Annotated in this window: 17 protein-coding genes; 5 read left to right on the top strand and 12 right to left on the bottom strand. The window is 47.2% G+C overall.

Going from position 1 to position 18,154, the window contains the following annotated elements; all coding sequences use genetic code 11:
* Positions 1-73: 73 nt before the first annotated feature.
* Entirely contained in the window at positions 74-1,276 is a 1,203-nt protein-coding gene (tyrS, locus tag CWI76_RS10760; RefSeq protein ID WP_126760356.1) for a tyrosine--tRNA ligase, read from the top strand.
* On the opposite strand, the gene CWI76_RS10755 is transcribed toward tyrS, so the two are convergent.
* Genes CWI76_RS10755 through CWI76_RS10730 form a run of 6 tightly spaced genes read right to left on the bottom strand, consistent with a single transcriptional unit; the run spans position 1,273 to position 7,831 of the window.
* Positions 1,273-2,100, bottom strand: coding sequence for a symmetrical bis(5'-nucleosyl)-tetraphosphatase (locus tag CWI76_RS10755; protein WP_126760355.1), 828 nt, complete (start codon positions 2,098-2,100; stop codon positions 1,273-1,275). The two genes, tyrS and CWI76_RS10755, sit on opposite strands and share 4 nt — an antisense overlap.
* A gap of 2 nt (positions 2,101-2,102) precedes the next feature.
* Positions 2,103-2,471: a Co2+/Mg2+ efflux protein ApaG gene (gene apaG / locus CWI76_RS10750; protein WP_198678613.1), complete on the bottom strand. Its 369-nt coding sequence runs from the start codon at positions 2,469-2,471 to the stop codon at positions 2,103-2,105.
* On the bottom strand, positions 2,464-3,273 hold the full coding sequence (rsmA, locus tag CWI76_RS10745; RefSeq protein WP_126760353.1) for a 16S rRNA (adenine(1518)-N(6)/adenine(1519)-N(6))-dimethyltransferase RsmA: 810 nt from the start codon (positions 3,271-3,273) through the stop codon (positions 2,464-2,466). Before rsmA ends, apaG begins: the two co-directional genes overlap by 8 nt.
* A complete protein-coding gene (pdxA, locus tag CWI76_RS10740) occupies positions 3,270-4,250 on the bottom strand; it encodes a 4-hydroxythreonine-4-phosphate dehydrogenase PdxA (RefSeq protein WP_126760352.1) in 981 nt (326 codons plus the stop codon). Before pdxA ends, rsmA begins: the two co-directional genes overlap by 4 nt.
* Before the next feature lie 8 nt (positions 4,251-4,258).
* Positions 4,259-5,545, bottom strand: a complete 1,287-nt coding sequence (surA, locus tag CWI76_RS10735; RefSeq protein ID WP_126760351.1) for a peptidylprolyl isomerase SurA — start codon at positions 5,543-5,545, stop codon at positions 4,259-4,261.
* A 9-nt stretch (positions 5,546-5,554) separates the two neighbouring features.
* Positions 5,555-7,831: an LPS-assembly protein LptD gene (locus CWI76_RS10730; protein ID WP_126760350.1), complete on the bottom strand. Its 2,277-nt coding sequence runs from the start codon at positions 7,829-7,831 to the stop codon at positions 5,555-5,557.
* A 147-nt stretch (positions 7,832-7,978) separates the two neighbouring features.
* Between CWI76_RS10730 and CWI76_RS10725 the strand changes: the two genes are divergently transcribed.
* From CWI76_RS10725 to djlA, 3 genes are read left to right on the top strand one after another with little or no spacing between them, the layout of a single operon-like run.
* Positions 7,979-8,983 carry an aminoglycoside phosphotransferase family protein gene (locus CWI76_RS10725; protein ID WP_126760349.1) on the top strand — a complete coding sequence of 335 codons (1,005 nt, stop codon included), beginning with the start codon at positions 7,979-7,981 and terminating at the stop codon, positions 8,981-8,983.
* 8 nt (positions 8,984-8,991) lie between these two features.
* The gene (gene murU, locus CWI76_RS10720; RefSeq protein WP_198678617.1) at positions 8,992-9,660 is read left to right on the top strand and encodes an N-acetylmuramate alpha-1-phosphate uridylyltransferase MurU; all 669 of its coding nucleotides are present in this window, start codon (positions 8,992-8,994) and stop codon (positions 9,658-9,660) included.
* Positions 9,657-10,442: a co-chaperone DjlA gene (djlA, locus tag CWI76_RS10715; protein ID WP_126760347.1), complete on the top strand. Its 786-nt coding sequence runs from the start codon at positions 9,657-9,659 to the stop codon at positions 10,440-10,442. The genes murU and djlA overlap by 4 nt, the downstream gene beginning before the upstream one ends.
* Here the strand turns inward: djlA and CWI76_RS10710 are convergent.
* Both CWI76_RS10710 and CWI76_RS10705 read right to left on the bottom strand, forming a co-directional pair.
* A complete protein-coding gene (locus tag CWI76_RS10710; RefSeq protein WP_126760346.1) occupies positions 10,420-11,076 on the bottom strand; it encodes a pseudouridine synthase in 657 nt (218 codons plus the stop codon). The genes djlA and CWI76_RS10710 overlap by 23 nt on opposite strands.
* Complete coding sequence (locus CWI76_RS10705) at positions 11,073-13,751, bottom strand: helicase-related protein (RefSeq protein WP_241968021.1); 2,679 nt, start codon at positions 13,749-13,751, stop codon at positions 11,073-11,075. The genes CWI76_RS10710 and CWI76_RS10705 overlap by 4 nt, the downstream gene beginning before the upstream one ends.
* 158 nt (positions 13,752-13,909) lie before the next feature.
* On the opposite strand from CWI76_RS10705, the gene CWI76_RS10700 reads away from it, so the two are divergent.
* A complete protein-coding gene (locus CWI76_RS10700; protein WP_126760345.1) occupies positions 13,910-15,295 on the top strand; it encodes a PhoH family protein in 1,386 nt (461 codons plus the stop codon).
* Here CWI76_RS10700 and ruvX read toward each other — a convergent pair.
* Genes ruvX through CWI76_RS10680 form a run of 4 tightly spaced genes read right to left on the bottom strand, consistent with a single transcriptional unit; the run spans position 15,292 to position 18,027 of the window.
* A complete protein-coding gene (gene ruvX / locus CWI76_RS10695; protein ID WP_126760344.1) occupies positions 15,292-15,702 on the bottom strand; it encodes a Holliday junction resolvase RuvX in 411 nt (136 codons plus the stop codon). The genes CWI76_RS10700 and ruvX overlap by 4 nt on opposite strands.
* Entirely contained in the window at positions 15,699-16,265 is a 567-nt protein-coding gene (locus CWI76_RS10690; RefSeq protein ID WP_126760343.1) for a YqgE/AlgH family protein, read from the bottom strand. Before CWI76_RS10690 ends, ruvX begins: the two co-directional genes overlap by 4 nt.
* Positions 16,266-16,304: 39 nt before the next feature.
* A complete protein-coding gene (gene gshB, locus CWI76_RS10685; protein ID WP_126760342.1) occupies positions 16,305-17,252 on the bottom strand; it encodes a glutathione synthase in 948 nt (315 codons plus the stop codon).
* A 37-nt stretch (positions 17,253-17,289) separates the two neighbouring features.
* Complete coding sequence (locus CWI76_RS10680) at positions 17,290-18,027, bottom strand: 16S rRNA (uracil(1498)-N(3))-methyltransferase (RefSeq protein WP_126760341.1); 738 nt, start codon at positions 18,025-18,027, stop codon at positions 17,290-17,292.
* Positions 18,028-18,154 lie beyond the last annotated feature (127 nt).

Below are 18,154 nucleotides of genomic sequence, written 5' to 3'. Positions count from 1 at the left end.
TAAAAGAGTTAAGGAAATAGCATACAATGCGGGGTTTGTGGCCAATTTGAATTGCGTAGGGAGAAAGCCGAATATGACCTTGTCAGCTGCGGATGCGTTTGCGGAAATTGCGCGTGGTACCGAAGAAATTCTTTTAGCAGAAGAGCTTAAAGAGAAGCTAGCAAGTGGCAAACCACTTGTCATTAAGGCCGGTTTTGACCCAACTGCACCGGATTTACACTTGGGCCACACCGTTCTCATTAACAAAATGCGCGTATTTCAAGATCTAGGTCATGAAATCATATTTTTAATTGGTGATTTTACCGGCATGATTGGTGATCCAACTGGTAAAAATGTCACCCGTAAGCCATTGTCGCGAGAAGATGTGCTAGCGAATGCGCAAACTTACAAAGAGCAAGTATTTAAAATTTTGGACCCGGCGAAAACCAAAATTCGATTCAACTCTGAATGGATGAATGAGTTGGGTGCGGCTGGCATGATCAAGTTAGCCGCGCGTCAGACGGTAGCGCGCATGCTTGAGCGCGATGACTTCAAGAAGCGCTATGGTTCAGGTCAGCCAATTGCGATTCATGAGTTTTTGTATCCGTTGGTGCAGGGCTGGGATTCGGTTGCATTGAAAGCGGACGTTGAGTTAGGTGGAACCGATCAGCGCTTTAACCTATTGATGGGACGCGAGCTGCAAAAAGATGAAGGTCAGAAGCCACAAACGGTCATTATGGTGCCGTTGCTCGAAGGCTTAGACGGCGTGCAGAAAATGTCAAAATCACTCGGTAACTATATTGGTATTACCGAGCCCGCAAATGACATGTTCGGCAAAGTCATGTCGGTCTCTGATGAATTGATGTGGCGCTACTACGAGTTATTGAGTTTCCGTCCTTTAGATGAAATCAAGAGCTTCAAACAGGCAGTGGCTGATGGCGCTAACCCGCGTGATTATAAAGTGTTATTAGCAAAAGAAATTATCGCGCGCTTCCATGATGAAGCGGCAGCGAACGCTGCAGAACAAGATTTTGTTCAGCGTTTCAGTAAAAACGCTATTCCTGATGAAATGCCAGAGCTCACAATTACCAGTGATAATGGCGAATTGGCCATTGGTAATTTATTGCGCGACGCAGAGCTTGTTGCTTCGACTTCTGAAGCAATGCGAATGATCAAACAAGGTGCTGTGAAAATCGACGGAGAAAAAGTTAGCGATACCAAGCTAACGTTAACGGCGGGAACCACTGCTGTTTATCAAGTTGGGAAACGCAAGTTTGCTCGAATCACTTTGAGCTAACCAGCAGCTCGTACTTTGATGCGATGGCCGTCCGGCCATCGCATCACGGTTAAATACTCGCCCCAAACACAGCCCGTATCTAAGCCAATGACATCATCGCGTAATGTTTTACCCATCAATGCTGCCCAGTGCCCGAATACTAAGGTGTGCTCGGATACATCCCACAATTCAAACCAAGGCTTGAGATGTGCAGGGACGTTGCAATCGTCAGGCGATTGTTTGACTGAAAAATTCAAATGGCCACTGAGGTCGCAGAAACGCATGCGGGTAAATACATTTATAAAGAACCGAATACGGTCCATTCCTTCGAGCGAGGTTGACCATTGCGTTGGTTCATTGCCGTACATAGCCACTAAGAATTTGTCGAGCTTGTTTGAGCGCCATGCCTGTTGGAGTGCTTCAGACACTTCTTTAGCGTATGACTCTGCCTCAGATACACTCCACCACGGATAAATACCAGCGTGGGTCATTATTAAATTATCTTCGCTACGTATTAATAGCGGGTGTTGTACTAACCAATCTATCCATTCGCGCTTTTCGCTTTCTGGTAAGTTAACGACTGTATCTAATCGATCGTTGGGGTTGGCTTCACGAACACCGCTTAATACCGCTAACAGGTTTAAATCATGATTACCAAGAACCATCTTGGTGGCAGTTCCCATGTCGCGTATCAATTCGAGACATTCGAGTGGGCTTGGGCCGCGACCGATGATGTCGCCAACGCACCAAAGCTCATCAAACTTGGCATCAAAATTGATTTGTTTGAGCGCTTGCTTTAGTGGCGCGGCACAGCCTTGTATGTCACCAACGAGATAGCGCGCCATGACTAATGAATGATGTTTGGAATAGCGAGTCGAAACGAAGGGATTTCAACATCAAAATGCTCGCCTGATGTTGCAACCATTGTGTAGAAGCCTTCCATGGTGCCAATTGGCGTAGCGAGCACCGTGCCGCTGGTATAGCTATAGCTCTCGCCGGGGGCAATCTGTGGTTGTTCACCCACGACACCGTCGCCGGCTACGCGAGTAATTTTATGATCGGCGTCAGTTATCTTCCAAGCGCGCTTCAGTAACTGAACGGTCACGTCGGAATGGTTGGTAATGGTGATGGTATAAGCGAATGCATATTCATTCGCGCTTTCATTTGAATGCGAAGCAATAAAATGAGTTTTCACTTGAATGTCGATATTATGCATGGTCACCTTGCTGCTCACTGTACCAGTTCGCCAGTCGGCAATAATCAGCTACAGATAATGTTTCTGGACGAGCACCTGGATCAATTCCTAGAGCCTCAAGCTGCTCGTCGTTCATAATTTGCTTGAGGTTATTACGAATTGTTTTACGGCGTTGATTAAAAGCAATCAAACAAATTTTATGTAACGCTTTTCGGTCGTTGACTGGGTAAGGCGATGTTTTGTGCGGTACCAAGCGCACGACAGCTGACTCCACTTTGGGCGGCGGAGTAAATGCACCCGGTGGCACCATAAGTACTGGTTCAACGGCACATGCTTGTTGTACGGCAACGCTAATCCGCCCATAGGCTTTACTGTTTGGCTCTGCTGCTAAACGCTCGACAACCTCTTTCTGCAGCATAAAGTGCATATCTTCTACAACGTCCAAATGTTCCAACAAATGGAATATAAGTGGCGTGGAAATGTTGTAGGGCAGGTTACCGAAAACGCGAATCGGCTGCTCGCTGGCAAATTGCCGAAAATCTGTTTTTAGTGCGTCGCCGCGAAACACGGTTAACTTACTTTTTAAAAATGGATGCTGCTCGAGGCGATCAGCGAGATCGCGATCTAACTCAACCACCGTGAGTTTACCGGCGCGGTCCACGACCGGCTCAGTGAGAGCCGCTAATCCGGGACCAATTTCAACGAGGTTATCGCTGGGTTGCGGATTAATTGCGTCAACAATATCGTTGATGACGAATTGATCATGGAGGAAGTTTTGTCCAAAACGCTTTCTTGCGCGGTGACCCAAATGTGTTTTTGTCATCGATTTACCATGTCGATTGCAGTGCGCAAAGCGAGTAATGCACTACTGTCATCTATGTTGTGTGTGCCAGCCCGGTCCAAAGCGGTACCATGGTCGACTGAAGTGCGAATAAATGGCAATCCCAAGGTTATATTGATGGCATTGCCAAACCCTTTGTATTTTAACACAGGTAAACCTTGGTCATGATACATTGCGACAATGGCGTCAGCTTCGGCTAAATAATGTGGCTGAAACACGGTGTCGGCTGGATACGGGCCACTCACCTTGAATCCTTGTCTTTGCATGCTTTGAATTGCAGGAATAATATGGTCAATCTCTTCGCGACCCAAATGTCCTTGCTCACCAGCGTGGGGATTCAATCCGCAGACTAAAATTCGAGGCGCTGCGATTCCCCATTTTTTAGCTAAATCAGCATGCAGAATTTGCAAGGTTTCTTCAACCGCAGCCCGAGTAATTGCCGCTGCAACATCTTTTAGCGGTAAATGAGTTGTCACTAACGCTACCCGTAAGCCTTCAGTCGCTAACATCATGACAACACGAGCTGTTTTACTATGTTGCGCGAAAAACTCGGTATGGCCGCTAAAGGGAATTCCAGCCTGATTGATCACACCTTTGTGAACCGGTCCTGTAACCACGGCAGCAAATTCATGACTTAGGCAACCTTGACTGGCACGCTCAAGAGTCGCCAAAACGTATTTGGCATTGTTGCTATTGAGCTGCTGCACAATGACATCTTCAGCAAGGGGAGTATGACACACCGTTAATGAACCCGCAGCCTGAGCAACAGCAGGTTTATCAGGGGTATATTGGCGAATAGTTAAAGGGAGCTTTAATTGCGCTGCACGCTGTGCGAGCAATGTTGCATCAGCAATCACAACAAGCTCAATTGGCCAAGCGTGTTGCGCGAGTTTGACAATTAAATCAGGTCCGATACCAGCCGGTTCACCTGGGGTAAATGCAATTCGCGCAACCGTCATCGTTTGCCTTATTGAATCAATGTTTCAATGTATGCTTGATCACGTAATTCTTGCTGCCAGTTTTCAAGCTCTTCTTGATACTTCCGGCTAAATAATAGCTGGTATGCGCGATTTTGCTGACTGCGCTTAGTGGCATCTAATTGACGACGCTCCATGACTTCAACAATGTGCCAGCCAAATTGAGTTTCAAATGGTTCACTTAACTCACCAATTGGTAACCGCTCAACTTGACGCTTAAATTCTTCGGCATAAATATTCGGTTCTGCCCAACCAAGGTCGCCCCCCGCAGCGGCAGAGCCAGGATCGGCAGAATGCTCGCGCGCGGCATCAGCAAACTCGACTTCGCCAGCTAGAATACGCTCGCGAATGCCAGCAAGCTTCTCTTGCGCTTTACGCTCAGAAAGAATAATTGATGGTTTGATAAGAATATGACGCGCTTTCACTTCGTCCACTTGTACTTGTTCAATACCGCGAACATCGCTGACTTTCAAAATGTGAAAACCAACACCGCTACGCAGTGGACCAATAAACTCGCCTTTACCCTTATCACGAACCGCATCAGCAAATAACGTCGGCATCGCATTAATATTCATCCAGCCAAGGTCACCACCTTCAAGAGCTCGGGGACCTGACGATGACGTGATTGCCGCCTGCGAAAAATCTGCGCCGTCACGTAAGCGTTCTAACAATTTCTCTGCGCGCTCGCGCGTTGCTTGCACCTCGTCCGCATCGGCGCCCTCGCGAAAACCAACTAAGATATGACTCAAGCGATATTCCACTTCCTGTTCGGTCATTTCTTTCATCGCGTTCACAAGGTTTTCGATTTCTTGTGGCGATACATAAACACGACGTCTAACGGTAGCGCGTTGGGTCTCGGTAATGATCATTTCTTTACGAACTGTTTCGCGATAGTTATCCCAGTTGGTACCGCTCGCTTCAGTCGTTGAACGCAATTCATCCATTGACATATTTTGATCTTGCGCAATAGCCTCTAACGCTTGTTGGAGTTGCGTATCGGAGATAGTAATACCCATGCGCTCAGCCATTTGTAACTGCAATTCAGCTAATATCAAACGATCCATGGCTTGAATACGCAACACGCGATCGGATGGCAGGTCGGTACCTTTTTGCTGCGCATTTCGTTTTACTTGTTGAAGCAATTGTTCGACTTCGCTTTGAAGAACAACGCCCTCGTTGACAACAACGGCGACACGGTCAAGTAGTTGTTGACTCCATGCTGAAGCGCTTGATGAAAGCAGCATTGCTGCAACGAAAACCTTTACAATTTTACCCATGAATACTACCTAGTTGCTTAAGTGGAACGGGTGACGATAGCCAAACAAGCTTTGTTCAAGCATATCAAGTAAGCTGCGATTATCGCTGCCCAAACCTTTTATAATGAATTGTACACTAATTCCGTTATCAAACTCCGGCGCACCTAAATCGGGGACGCCGGTATTTATTTCTAAATTGCGGTTAATGCGTCGATAACCACTTATTCGCATAGCCCAACAACAATCGCTGTACTGTAACGCAATGAAAGCATCGTTGGTACGACTGTTTTGCAAATCGTAGTACCAATTTGATGCAAGTTGCCAACGGGGGCTGAGTTCTACGACACCCAACATGCCAACTTGTTCCACGTCATTCTCAAGTAGATTCGTTACCGTACGGTGGCTCAACTGAACTAAATTAAACTCGTTGAGACGATATTCCAAAGTCGTTTGACTTTTACGTGTGCTATTTAGCTCTAGGTTGTATTGAATTGAGCTATTGAAGAACATGTTGTCATTGATTCGAAAGCGTGTTTCTAGCGCCAGATCAGAACGATTCTCGGACGTTTCAGTACTCGTATCGAATAGTTGAGTTTGGCTATTTTCAAAATAATAGATCTGACCAAAGCTCACCCGCGCAATCTCTTTTGCTTGTTGATCGAACAAGCTTGAAGAGGCACCTATCGTAACCTGATTGGCATCTGCGATACGGTCTAAGCCTGAAAATCGACGAGCCCGAAACAACCCTTGGTAATCGTCTTGCATTAAGGTCGAATCGTAGATTCCAATACCTGATTGGTCACGATACGGCGTATACAAATACTGAATTTGGGGTTGTAACGTGTGGGTATAATTGCGTTGTTTAATGTCGATGTTGCGTTCTAGATTCACTCGCCCACGCCAGCGAAATGTCGGAAGACTACGCGAAGGGTTCTCCGAGCGATTATTCTCAAAATCTGCGTCTTGATTGTAATAAGTGTAGGCATAGCTGAGTTCCGCTAACCAATCGTAACCCGGTTGTTCTAAGTGATAACTCAACTGTGGCTCAATATGCATTCGAGTCGCCGTGTCCTGGCTCAAGTCCTGATTTTGGAAGTGGGACATTTCAGCAAACAACGCAAAATCAACATCAAAGCCGGCGTTGGCGGCGTAATAGCTTTTAATTTGCGGCATGGTTCGATAAGGCGAACGATACGAGCCAAGCAATTCAAAATCCTCAGCGCGCATGGTCACTTGCCAGTTCTCGTTGAGGTAATCAAGTTGAGCGTGTCGATATAGTTGCGCATCAGCTCGGCCTGCAAAATCGCTGCCTAAATCGTTTAAGTAATCATCATCGCTAATAAATGTGCCGTTGATATATCCGCGCCAGTGTTCGCCCCAACGTTGATTTTGCTCAATACGCCACAAATAACGAGCAGCGTTGTCGTCGGTGCTTTTGTCTTGCTCAAGATAAGCAACATTATATTGGCCATTACCGGTTTCGCTTAGTGTTCGAAATTCAGCCTGAATTTGTGTGCCGCGCTCGGCCATATAACGTGGCGCAATTGTGGCATCCATATTCGGTGCGATATTGAAGTAATAAGGAACTTCAACCTCAAAACCATTTTTTTGTGACGATCCAAAAGTCGGAAATAAAAAACCTGATTTGCGTGCATCGGTAACTGGAAAGTTAATATATGGCAGATACAGCACTGGTAAGCCGAACAATTCAAATTTGGCATGCCAAGCTTCACCCCATTCTTCGTCTTCGTTTAACGATATTTCTTGAGCGCTCATTTGCCAAACTGGGCTATCACTCGGGCAGGTTGTAAATGTTGAGCCTTCAAGCAAAACTTGCTGTGGTGATAACGATAAAATATCGGCTTTACCATGGGCTCCGGTTTCAGTTAGTTGATATTCAGCACCGCTCAAAAAAGCCCGATTTTCGCCCGAATTTAAGCGAAAGTTTTCCGATGACACTTGAACGTAACCGTCTGTAAATAGCGTTGCGCCACTGGCGTTGATATTACCGCTTAGTTGATCAATCTGTGCTTGTTGAGTTCTCAATTGTTGCTGATCAAACTGAACTTCAACGTTACCGAAGAACGATGCAACTTGAGATTGAGAATCGATATCGGCGCGATCTGCGCGTACGCCGATGGCACCGGGTTGCAAGTTCTCGATAGGTTGTATCGGCGTCTTAAATAGTGGCGCAGGTAACGGGCAAACTTCAGACAGCACCGCAGACGAAGACTGCTGTGCATGAACAGTGGCACAACTAACACTTAGCGCGACTGTCCAAAATGACGTCTGAAAAATTTTTTGCATAGAGCGGTTTACCCTGGGTTGTCCTTCACAATGTGCAGGGTATGATAAAGCAATTTTTATTCTCTCGCCATTTGCTACACTGTGGTTTTTTTAGAATCTTACGAAAGTAGAACGAGTTGGCGAATATTGACGCAATGTGAGGGTGATGTGAACGAACAACGAGAACTGAAACTGCAAGCTTGGTGCGAAGCAGTCACCGGGTATCATCAACAGCAATTGCAGCCAGTTTCCGGAGATGCGAGTTTTCGTCGTTATTTTCGCTGCTCTGATGGTCATCGCAGTCTTATTGCCGTTGATGCGCCGCCACCACAGGAGTCATTGCAACCATTTATAGCTATCGCGCAAGCATATGCCGAAGCTGGTGTCTTGGTTCCTTCGGTTATCGCGTCAGACGAAAAGCAAGGCTTTATGTTATTGAGTGACTTAGGTTCGACCCTGTTGCTCAGTGAATTGACCGACTCGTCAATGTTAGACTGGTATCGTAAAGCATTACGCGATTTATGTGACATCATGCCAGTAACAAGCACCGAACTCGGTGAATTGCCTCCTTATGATACGGCACTTCTGCGCCGTGAAATCGACTTATTCCATGATTGGCTGGTGGTTGAGCATCTTGGTTTAGACTTGACTGGTGAGCACCAAGCGATGTGGCGACGAGTTACAGACGTATTGATAGAAAACGCTCTACAGCAACCACAGGTTGGCGTTCACCGCGATTTCCACGCGCGTAATATCATGGTGCAAGGGAATGGCGAACTAGCCTATATTGACTTTCAAGATGCGGTGAAAGGGCCAATTACTTATGATGCCGTCAGCTTATTGCGAGACTGTTATGTGCGTTGGCCGCAACAGCAAGTGATTGAACTGAGCAATGAACTATTTGAACGATTGCAAGAGCAACAACTCCTTCCTAGTACAGTGGAACAATCGCAGTGGCAACGTTGGTTTGATTTAATGGGAATGCAACGCCATACCAAGGCTGCGGGTATTTTTGCACGGCTTTATCACCGCGATGGTAAGGCGGGCTATTTGCAGGATATTCCGAGAACGGTCGGCTATTTATACGATGTCGCTGGGCTCTACCCAGAATTTGCCGACTATCGGCGCTGGCTAGCAGAACATATTCAGCCGGCACTGCAGGAGCGCATCTAGTGCGAGCAATGATACTGGCGGCTGGTCGAGGCGAGCGCATGCGACCACTCACCGATACGACGCCGAAGCCGTTGTTGCGGGTGCGCGGTAAGCCCCTCATTGAATACCATTTGGAAAAACTTGCCGCACAAGGCATTAAACAAGTGGTGATAAACCATGCGTGGTTGGGCGAACAATTGGTGCAAGCTCTGGGTAATGGCAAGCAGTTTGGATTGGAAATTCTATTTTCACCCGAACCTGAGGGGGGATTAGAAACCGCTGGGGGTATTATTCGAGCGTTACCAATGCTTGGCGACGAGCCATTTTGGGTAATCAACGGCGATATTTTCACCACTTTAGATTTCAGTGCATTACCTCGTGAACTTCCTGCTGGTATTGTTGCCCATCTATTGCTGGCGAACAACCCGCCGCATAACGCCCACGGCGACTTCGCTGTGCAAAGCGGCATGTTACAAGCGGCAACGGGAAGTAAGCAAACTTATACCTATACCGGGATGGGGCTATTTTCGCCGCAGTTATTTAGCGATTACCAATCTGGTAGTGAACAGTTTATTCGACTGCGGCCATTATTAGACAGTGGTATTGAAAACGAACAAATCGCAGCATCGATTATTTCCGCGGAGTGGACTGATGTCGGCACTCCCAAGCGACTAGCACAATTACAGGAGTACCCATGATCTGGGGTAAAATTCTCGGCGGCTTTTTTGGTTTTTTATTTGCGCGATTCATCGGTCTACTGTTGGGACTAATGATTGGTCACTGGTTTGATAAATCACTAACCCGCGCAATGCAGCAAAACAGCACTCAACCCCAGCAATTCGTGAGTACTTTGTTTGCCGTTTTAGGGCACTTAGCAAAATCAAAAGGCCGCGTGACCGAACAAGACATAGATTACGTCACGCGCTTAATGGATCACCTCCAGCTTTCAGAAGAAGCGCGTATTGATGCTCAAGAGAGCTTTCGCGAAGGTAAACAATCTGATTTCCCGCTCACTCAGCGCGTTCAGCAACTTCGAACTCAACTTGCGTGGCGGCGAGATCTGCTGCAGTTTTTCCTCGAGCAATTACTAACAATTGCACTGCACGATGGACAGCTTGAGCAAGCCGAATACGAGGTTTTACTGAAGGTAACGCAAGCACTTGGGTTTCGTCGCGCACAATTGGATATCTTATTGCAAATGGCACAAGCCGGGCAGCGATTCGGCACCGGCGGAAGTTCGCAGCAGTACAGCCAGCAAACCACGGCGAATCAACTTGATGATGCCTATGCCGTGCTCGGTGTGAGTCGCTCAGCAAGCTTTTCTGAGGTCAAGAAGGCCTATCGTAAATTGATGAACAAGCATCACCCCGATAAGCTTGCCGCACAGGGCTTACCGCCGGAAATGCGCGAATCAGCGCGAGCGAAAGCACAACAAATTCAAGCGGCTTATGAATTAATTAAAAGTCGGCAGGGCAATTAAAGACCAAACGCTCACCGCTTGTGGGCTGATCAAACGCCAAGTGTTCAGCGTGTAATAATAGCCGCGCTGCAGCAGCGTATCCCTCACTGGATGCATAAAATTTGTCACCAATTATTGGCGTACCAAGCGCCTGCATGTGAACACGCAACTGATGTGAGCGACCTGTATAAGGCGTGAGCGCGACGATATCACCATGCACATGCTTTCCAATCACCTGATAAAAGGTGAGTGCAGGCTTGCCAAGAACCAAATCAACCATCTGCCGTGGTCGATTTGGCCAATCACAGCGCAGTGCCAAGTCAATTGCGCCACGTTGTGCAGGTAAATGCCCCCATACCTGTGCTCGATAGCATTTACTGACAGTACGCCGTTCAAACTGACGTTGTAACGATGCCTGTGCCACTTTATTTCGAGCAAAGACCAACAATCCTGATGTGGCCATATCTAAACGGTGGATAACGCGCACTTGCGGACAGCTTCGCTCTAGACGAAACCAAGCTGAGTCGCGATGTTCGGGAGCCTTGCCAGGAACACTAAGCAAACCGCTCGGCTTATTAATAACCACCACGTCATCGTCACTATAGACAATATCCAAGTATGGCGTTGTTGGAGGTGAATAGTGCAATAGCGTCATGCTGGCATATTCACCATGATACGAACCGAATCGAGTTGCAGCAATGGTTGCTCGAATGCAGCCAGAAGCGCATCGCGACGCTGTGAAATAGCGTTTAGCTCACTATCGCGCACTAACGGGTTCGATTGTTTTAGCTTAATTAAACGTGCCAACTCGTGATTGAGCACTTCAGTAACCTGTTCGCTGGCGCTTGCAAGTGCCTTATGTTGTTGCTCTTCGGCTGGCTTCCAAGCGGCCTGTATGGCTGTTTGGCATTCTGTTCGTAGTTGTTTGAGTAATAGCCGAGCTTGTTTCTTATCCACAAACTGCAATTGTTTATCAAGTGCGCCCGGAGCCACTTTATTAGTGAGGTCGCGCATTTGACCATCGAGTAAAACGCGGAAACTATGATGTGGATAAAACTCCTGCACGGCTAGCTGTTTCGGTGCTAGCACAACGCTACTGAATTGTAGTTCAATAAACCATGCACCAGCAGGCAAAGCTCGATTTTGAAGTAATGCAACGGCTGTGCTACCAAACGTATCACGCGTCAATAGTTCAAGCGCTTGTTGCACTAATGGATGATCCCAACTCAAAAACGTCACGTATTCGTGTGCTAACGCATAAGCACGTGAGAATGTCACTGTCAAACCTTCTTCTGGTAGCTCTGCTAGAGGTATACGCATTTGATCGGTTGGGTATAACCAGCCGCTATCGTCATTCAAGCGATCGAACTCGAGGCCAAAGCGATCCCAAAACGACAACATGAATCGCTCGAGTTCTGCAGGTTGTTGAATGGCTTCAATTGCGCTGAGTAGCTCGTTTATTTGATGAGGACGAAAGGCATTGAGCTCTTGTAAGCGATCGCGTCCGGCATCTGCCGCGACACGCATTTTTGCCGCCATATCGCGAGTTTCTTGTAGCGTTATACTTAACAACTCCTCATCGAAATCGCCATTTGTTTGGTGATCAATGAGTTGCTCGAGCGCTGGTGCAAAGTGGCGATACAACATGGCACCAATAGCGTTGGTTTGGGTAAAGGCATTCATTGCTTCATACCAAGCAAACAGAATTTGTTCGGCGCTATTGTCAACCACTGGCACATGAATATAGATGTCTTCTCGTTGCCCAAGACGGTCAAGTCGACCTATACGCTGCTCTAATAAGTCAGGGTGTCGCGGCAGGTCGAACAGAATTAAGTGTTGGGCGAACTGGAAGTTGCGTCCCTCACTACCAATTTCGGAACATAAGAGTAACTGACACCCATCTTCAGGGCTGGCAAAGTAGGCGGCAGCGCGGTCGCGCTCAACTAAGCTCAGCCCCTCATGGAATACTGCGGCATGAATGCCTTGTTGTACACGCAGCATTTCGTGCAACGCCAAGACCAATTCGCTGCTGCGACATATGAGTACAAATTTCTCATTTTTATGAGCTTTGAGCAGGGCAACTAACCATTCAAAGCGTTGGAGCAGAGCATCGCCCGCGTCCAACTCGGTAACTTGCAGATGACGTGTCGGGAAGCCACCGATGTGACGACGGCTATTTCGAAACATCACTCGGCCAGTACCATAACTGTCTAAGAGCTCATCAAGCGCCTCCAACTGCCCGCTGTTGGCTAACGCTTCAGCTTTTGGTACCAAGGCTTGATAACTCTCTTGTTCTTCAACAAAAGCCTCGAAGTTATTAAACCGATCAGGGTCTAACAATTGTAAGCGTGCGAAATGGGCTTCTAACCCCGCCTGTTCCGGTGTTGCGGTTAACAGCAGTACACTTGGAACGTGCTGGGAAAGTTGTTGTAGTAACGCAAAGCATATTTCAGCTGGGGCGAGTTGATGCGCTTCATCGACAATAAGTAAGTCCCAACTCACTTCAAACAACTCGCCAGACCAAATAGGGTTTGCAAGCAACGATTGCGGAACTAAAACGAGTTGTTCACTGGCAAAAATGGCATCGCCATCAAGGGCCGCTTGCTCACATCGTTCAACATCAAATAGGCTAAAGCCTAAGTTAAATCGCCTCAGTAGCTCGACTAACCATTGATGAGCAAGACTGTCTGGTACCACAATCAAGATACGTTCACTGCGCCCAGTTAGCAGTCGGCGCTGCAGAATCAACCCAGCTTCAATGGTTTTACCAAGACCAACTTCATCGGCGAGTAATACGCGCGGGTGATGACGATCGGCTATCTGTCCAGCAACATACAGCTGATGTGGTAATAAGTCGGCTCGCGCCCCGATCAAACCAGCAGCCGAGCTGCTTTGCCATCTCTGTAAATGTTGCTGTGCTTGCTGGCGCAATTGATACATATCGAGGCGATCGACTTTGCCGGCAAGAATCCGCGTCAGCGGATGGTTGGTGGCTACCTGTGCCGCAAGCTGTGCCTCGGGCACGACAACGGCTTCATCGTTGTCTTCACGCATGCCGTGATAGGTTAGAAGCCCTTCGTGCTCTTCAACTTGAGTTACACGAAAAGACCAGCCATCACCATGGTGCCCTTGTTCATCAACCAGCAATCGATAACGAGCGAGTGGCGCTTCATTCATTGCGTAATGGCGAAACTCGCCGGTAACGGGAAATAACACCGTGACCATGCGTCCTTGAAGCTGGCTTACCATACCCAAGCCTTGCTCCATTTCGGTTTCGCTGAGCCAGCGTTGACCTGGAATAAATTGCATTGATGTTGCGTTCGCTACCATGAATAAATGACCTATACAGCATAGTCGATAAAAAGGGCGCACATGGTAGCGAAAATTATTTCAATATTCACACCATTTTCATAAAAGTTAGGCTAGTCTTAGAAATGAAAGGCACGTTATCACAATCACTAAAATATCAACGTAGCTTGAGGTCCGTTATGACTGAAACCGTTCCAAAGTATTACCTGCTTGATACCAATATTCTCCTCCATGAACCCCTCGCGTTTTTGAATTTTGATGAACACCACGTTGTGATTCCGATGGTGGTGTTAGAAGAGCTCGATAACATTAAAGACCGTCATAAAGACGTTAGCCGCGAAGCGCGAACGGCAATTCGCTCACTGGAAAACGCATTGAAGGATGCCACGCCAGAACAAATTATTGCCGGCGTTCCGTTAAGCAATATGCAAGGTGCTCACCAAGCTCAAGGTACCTTAGCAATATTTCCAGATTACCAGTTAAAACAGCAGGATGCCGTGTTAAACCTGTCCGAGAATGATCACCGAATTATTCAATCGGCGCTGGCCATTCAACACCAACATCCTGATACGAAAGTTGTTCTGGTTACGAAAGATATCAACATGCGTTTAAAGGCCAAGGGCGCCGGCGTGAAGCATGTTGAAGATTACCGCACCGACCAATTAATTGATGATATTCGATTTCTCTCAAAAGGCTTTGTTGAAATTGAAGGTGACTTTTGGGAGCACGTGGGGGAGGTAACCAGTGCGCAAGAGGGGCGTGAAACGTTTCACGAAGTGGAGCGCAAAGTATTGCCTACGGTTTTTCGTAATCAATACATTATTGACCAAACTGAACACTTTGCTGCAAAGGTCGTTGGTTACGATAACCAACACGTGCGCCTTCATGACATTGGGTTTGAGCGTATGATGAGCTATCGGGCTTGGGGCATTCAGCCCAAGAACATTTATCAGGCTATGGCAATGAACGCTTTACTCGACCCAGCAATTGATCTTGTTATTTTGACGGGGCCTGCGGGTAGCGGTAAAACACTACTAGCTTTAGCTTCAGCACTCGAATTGGTGGTTGAACAGGGTATTTACGAGAAAATCATTGTTACACGAAATACCCCAGAAATTGCTGAGTCGATTGGTTATTTGCCCGGTACTGAAGAAGAGAAAATGGCGCCTTGGCTGGCGGCAATCACCGATTCACTCGAGGTATTGCATAAACACGATGAGAGCATGGAATCGAGCCTAAACTACATCATGAACAAGGCGAATATTCAGTTTAAATCGTTGAATTTTATGCGAGGTCGCAGTATTCAAAACGCAATTGTACTGTTAGACGAATCGCAAAACCTAACCGCATCTCAATTGAAAACCATTATTACCCGTTGTGGTACCGGCACAAAAATTATTTGTTCGGGGAACTTAGCGCAGATTGATAGTTACTATTTAACTGCAGTAACGTCAGGTTTAACCTACATAGTGGAGCGGTTCAAAGACTACCCAGGCAGTGCAACGGTGAACCTCAACGGTGTCGTACGTAGTTCGTTGGCACAATACGCAGAAGAAAATCTTTAATTCTGGTTAAAGTAATCTTCAAGTATCAACTGAGCAGCGGCGCTATCAACTTTGCCTTTTTGCAATTGTTTATAGCCGCCGCGGCCAAATAGGGTTTCTTTTGCAGCTACCGTGGTTAAGCGCTCATCTTGCAATACCACTTGAATGCCGAAGCGACCATGCAGTCGATTCGCAAACTTGCGAGCAAGATCGGTAAGCGGTTGCTCAGTGCCATCCATATTCAGCGGCAAACCAACCACAAGAAACTCCGGTTGCCATTCCTTAATCAACTTTTCGACAGCATCCCAGCTCGGTTGGCCATCTTTAGCTTTCAGCGCCGCAAGTGGTGAGGCAGTACCGGTAATCGTTTGACCAACGGCGACACCAATACTGTGTGTACCAAAATCGAAGCCGATGACTTGGCTCATGCATGCCCCACGTCAGGACCAAGCTGCCATGTTTGAATACCCAATTTCTTCACCGCCTTTTGCCAACGCTCTTTGCTTGGCGTGTGAAACAAAATGTCGTTATCAGCAGGGATGGTCAGCCAACTATTCTCGGCTAATTCGCGTTCAAGTTGGCCTGCTTCCCAGCCCGCATAACCCAAGGTGAGTAAGTAGTCACTTGGCATATTGCCTTTACCCATCGCCTCAAGAATATCTTTCGATGTGGTAATCACAACATCATCGCTAAGCTGTACTGAGCTACGCCAATTTTGATCGGCTGAGTGCAATACGAAACCACGGTCGCGAGCAAGTGGGCCGCCTGAATAGACAGGGCCATCCAATCGTTGGTTATGCTCTGGAATCACAATTTCCAACTTTTCCAACAAATCTTCGACGCTTAGCTCCACCGGTTGATTAATGATGAGCCCCATAGCGCCTTCCGCATTGTGTTCACAAATATAAGTGACTGTGCGCGCAAAATACGGATCATCCATGCTCGGCATAGCGATCAAAAAGTGATTTTGCAGGCTTTGTAAGGTTTCCATCTGTTTAACTTCTCCGCAATAGCATGATGTTTACAACAATCAACACATGCCAAGCTGGCGCTCAATGGCCTCAAAAACTTTGGCAGCGATATTAATATCATATGCGGCCTCAATTTCACGCATACAAGTAGGACTGGTGACATTTATTTCGGTCACGCGGTCGCCAATCACATCTAAGCCGACGATGGTTAAACCACGACGTTTTAATTCTGGGCCAACTTGACGCGCAACTTCCCAGTCCGATTCGCTAAGCGGCTGCGGGCGGCCGGTGCCACCAGCGGCTAAATTGCCGCGAGTTTCACCTGCTGATGGAACGCGAGCAAGGGAATATGGCATTGGCTCACCATCAATAATCAAAATACGTTTATCGCCGTCTTTAATTTCTGGTAGGTATTTTTGTACCATGGCGAACTGCTGACCATGGTTGGTTAGGGTTTCAATAATCACACCTAAATTAGTACCATCATCACGAACACGGAAAATTGAAGCACCACCCATGCCGTCCAATGGTTTTAGAATAATGTCACGATGCTGCTCGTGGAACGCACGGATCTGTTCGGCACGACGGGTAACAATCGTTGGCGGGGTGAGATCAGAGAACCAAGCGGTGAAGAGTTTCTCATTACAATCTCGCAAGCTTTGTGGTTTATTCACCACCAGAGCACCGCGACGCTCGGCTAGCTCAAGTAAGTACGTCGCGTAAACAAACTCGGTATCAAACGGCGGGTCTTTGCGCATTAAAATGACATCAAAACTACCCAAATTCATTTCTGTCGGCTCGCCTAGTGTATAAAAATCGGTCGGTTGGTCGACAACTTGCAGTGAACGGGCGTTACCCATCGGCTCACCTTCAATGAGCGACAAATCATTCATGGTGAGATAGTAGATTTCGTAGTCTCGCGCCTGAGCTTCAAGCAGCAAACGAAAACTTGTGTCTTTGTAGGTTTTAACCGATTCAATCGGGTCCATAATCATCGCAAGTTTCATTAGAATTCCTTAATTAGGCTAATCGTTAAGCCATCAGTTAGGCTAGGTCGCCAAATTGATATTGAATAATACTTAAAGCCGTCAGTGCGGCCGTTTCGGTACGCAGAATGCGAGGACCAAGGCGAACTGGCAAAAAACCATGTTCACTGGCGCTTGTCACTTCATGGTCACTAAGACCGCCTTCTGGGCCAATAAAAAGGGTCAACTTCTCCGGATATTCGGCGAGATCTCGCAATGGCTTTTCAGCATAGGGGTCGAGAGTTAGGCGAAGCCCTTCCGGTAACTGCGTCAACCACTGGTTAAATGACACCGGCGTATGTACTGTTGGAACCTTGCTACGGCCACTTTGTTCACAAGCGGCTATAACTATTTTTTGCCATTGCTGCTGTTTTTTCAATAGCCGCTCTCCACTCAGCTTAACGCCACAACGCTCCGTGAACAGAGGTGTAATTTCTGCCACACCTAATTCCACTGATTTTTGCAAAACAAAATCCATTCGGTCACCGCGCGATATGCCTTGCGCGAGATGAATGTGCACAGCAGACTCCGATGCATTTGCTTCAATATGCTCGACTTGCACAGTAACCGAGCGTTTTGACGATTCAATAATTGTCGCAGCGTAATTACTGCCGTCACCATTAAAAAGTTCAAGTTGCTGCCCCGTGTTCATTCGTAAAACTCGACCAACATGATTCGCTGCATCGGCTTCAAGCTCAATCATTTCACCAATGCTCCAGGGGCTTGAAGCAGTCTGATAAATGCGTGGAATTCGCATGAAAGGTAAACCCTTCTGAGTAGCCAGATTTGATTGCATCTTATCATTCAGCGGAAAGTTTGACAGCTTGAAAAAATTTGATTTTGTTAGTCATCCGACCGATCATGGCTCAAGCGTGATTACCTAG

It is taken from the genome of Pseudidiomarina marina (assembly GCF_003987045.1).
Taxonomy (GTDB): domain Bacteria; phylum Pseudomonadota; class Gammaproteobacteria; order Enterobacterales; family Alteromonadaceae; genus Pseudidiomarina; species Pseudidiomarina marina.
The sequence above is the reverse complement of the archived record's forward strand: the minus strand, read 5'-3'. Positions and strand labels throughout refer to the sequence as shown.

Bases quoted from the DNA above. Each gene is read 5' to 3' on its own strand.
- tyrS (WP_126760356.1), top strand. From the start codon at position 74: ATGACCTTGTCAGCTGCGGATGCGTTTGCGGAAATTGCGCGTGGTACC.
- CWI76_RS10755 (WP_126760355.1), bottom strand. From the start codon at position 2,100: ATGGCGCGCTATCTCGTTGGTGACATACAAGGCTGTGCCGCGCCACTA.
- apaG (WP_198678613.1), bottom strand. From the start codon at position 2,471: ATGCATAATATCGACATTCAAGTGAAAACTCATTTTATTGCTTCGCAT.
- rsmA (WP_126760353.1), bottom strand. From the start codon at position 3,273: ATGACAAAAACACATTTGGGTCACCGCGCAAGAAAGCGTTTTGGACAA.
- pdxA (WP_126760352.1), bottom strand. From the start codon at position 4,250: ATGACGGTTGCGCGAATTGCATTTACCCCAGGTGAACCGGCTGGTATC.
- surA (WP_126760351.1), bottom strand. From the start codon at position 5,545: ATGGGTAAAATTGTAAAGGTTTTCGTTGCAGCAATGCTGCTTTCATCA.
- CWI76_RS10730 (WP_126760350.1), bottom strand. From the start codon at position 7,831: ATGCAAAAAATTTTTCAGACGTCATTTTGGACAGTCGCGCTAAGTGTT.
- murU (WP_198678617.1), top strand. From the start codon at position 8,992: ATGATACTGGCGGCTGGTCGAGGCGAGCGCATGCGACCACTCACCGAT.
- djlA (WP_126760347.1), top strand. From the start codon at position 9,657: ATGATCTGGGGTAAAATTCTCGGCGGCTTTTTTGGTTTTTTATTTGCG.
- CWI76_RS10710 (WP_126760346.1), bottom strand. From the start codon at position 11,076: ATGACGCTATTGCACTATTCACCTCCAACAACGCCATACTTGGATATT.
- CWI76_RS10705 (WP_241968021.1), bottom strand. From the start codon at position 13,751: ATGGTAGCGAACGCAACATCAATGCAATTTATTCCAGGTCAACGCTGG.
- CWI76_RS10700 (WP_126760345.1), top strand. From the start codon at position 13,910: ATGACTGAAACCGTTCCAAAGTATTACCTGCTTGATACCAATATTCTC.
- ruvX (WP_126760344.1), bottom strand. From the start codon at position 15,702: ATGAGCCAAGTCATCGGCTTCGATTTTGGTACACACAGTATTGGTGTC.
- CWI76_RS10690 (WP_126760343.1), bottom strand. From the start codon at position 16,265: ATGGAAACCTTACAAAGCCTGCAAAATCACTTTTTGATCGCTATGCCG.
- gshB (WP_126760342.1), bottom strand. From the start codon at position 17,252: ATGAAACTTGCGATGATTATGGACCCGATTGAATCGGTTAAAACCTAC.
- CWI76_RS10680 (WP_126760341.1), bottom strand. From the start codon at position 18,027: ATGCGAATTCCACGCATTTATCAGACTGCTTCAAGCCCCTGGAGCATT.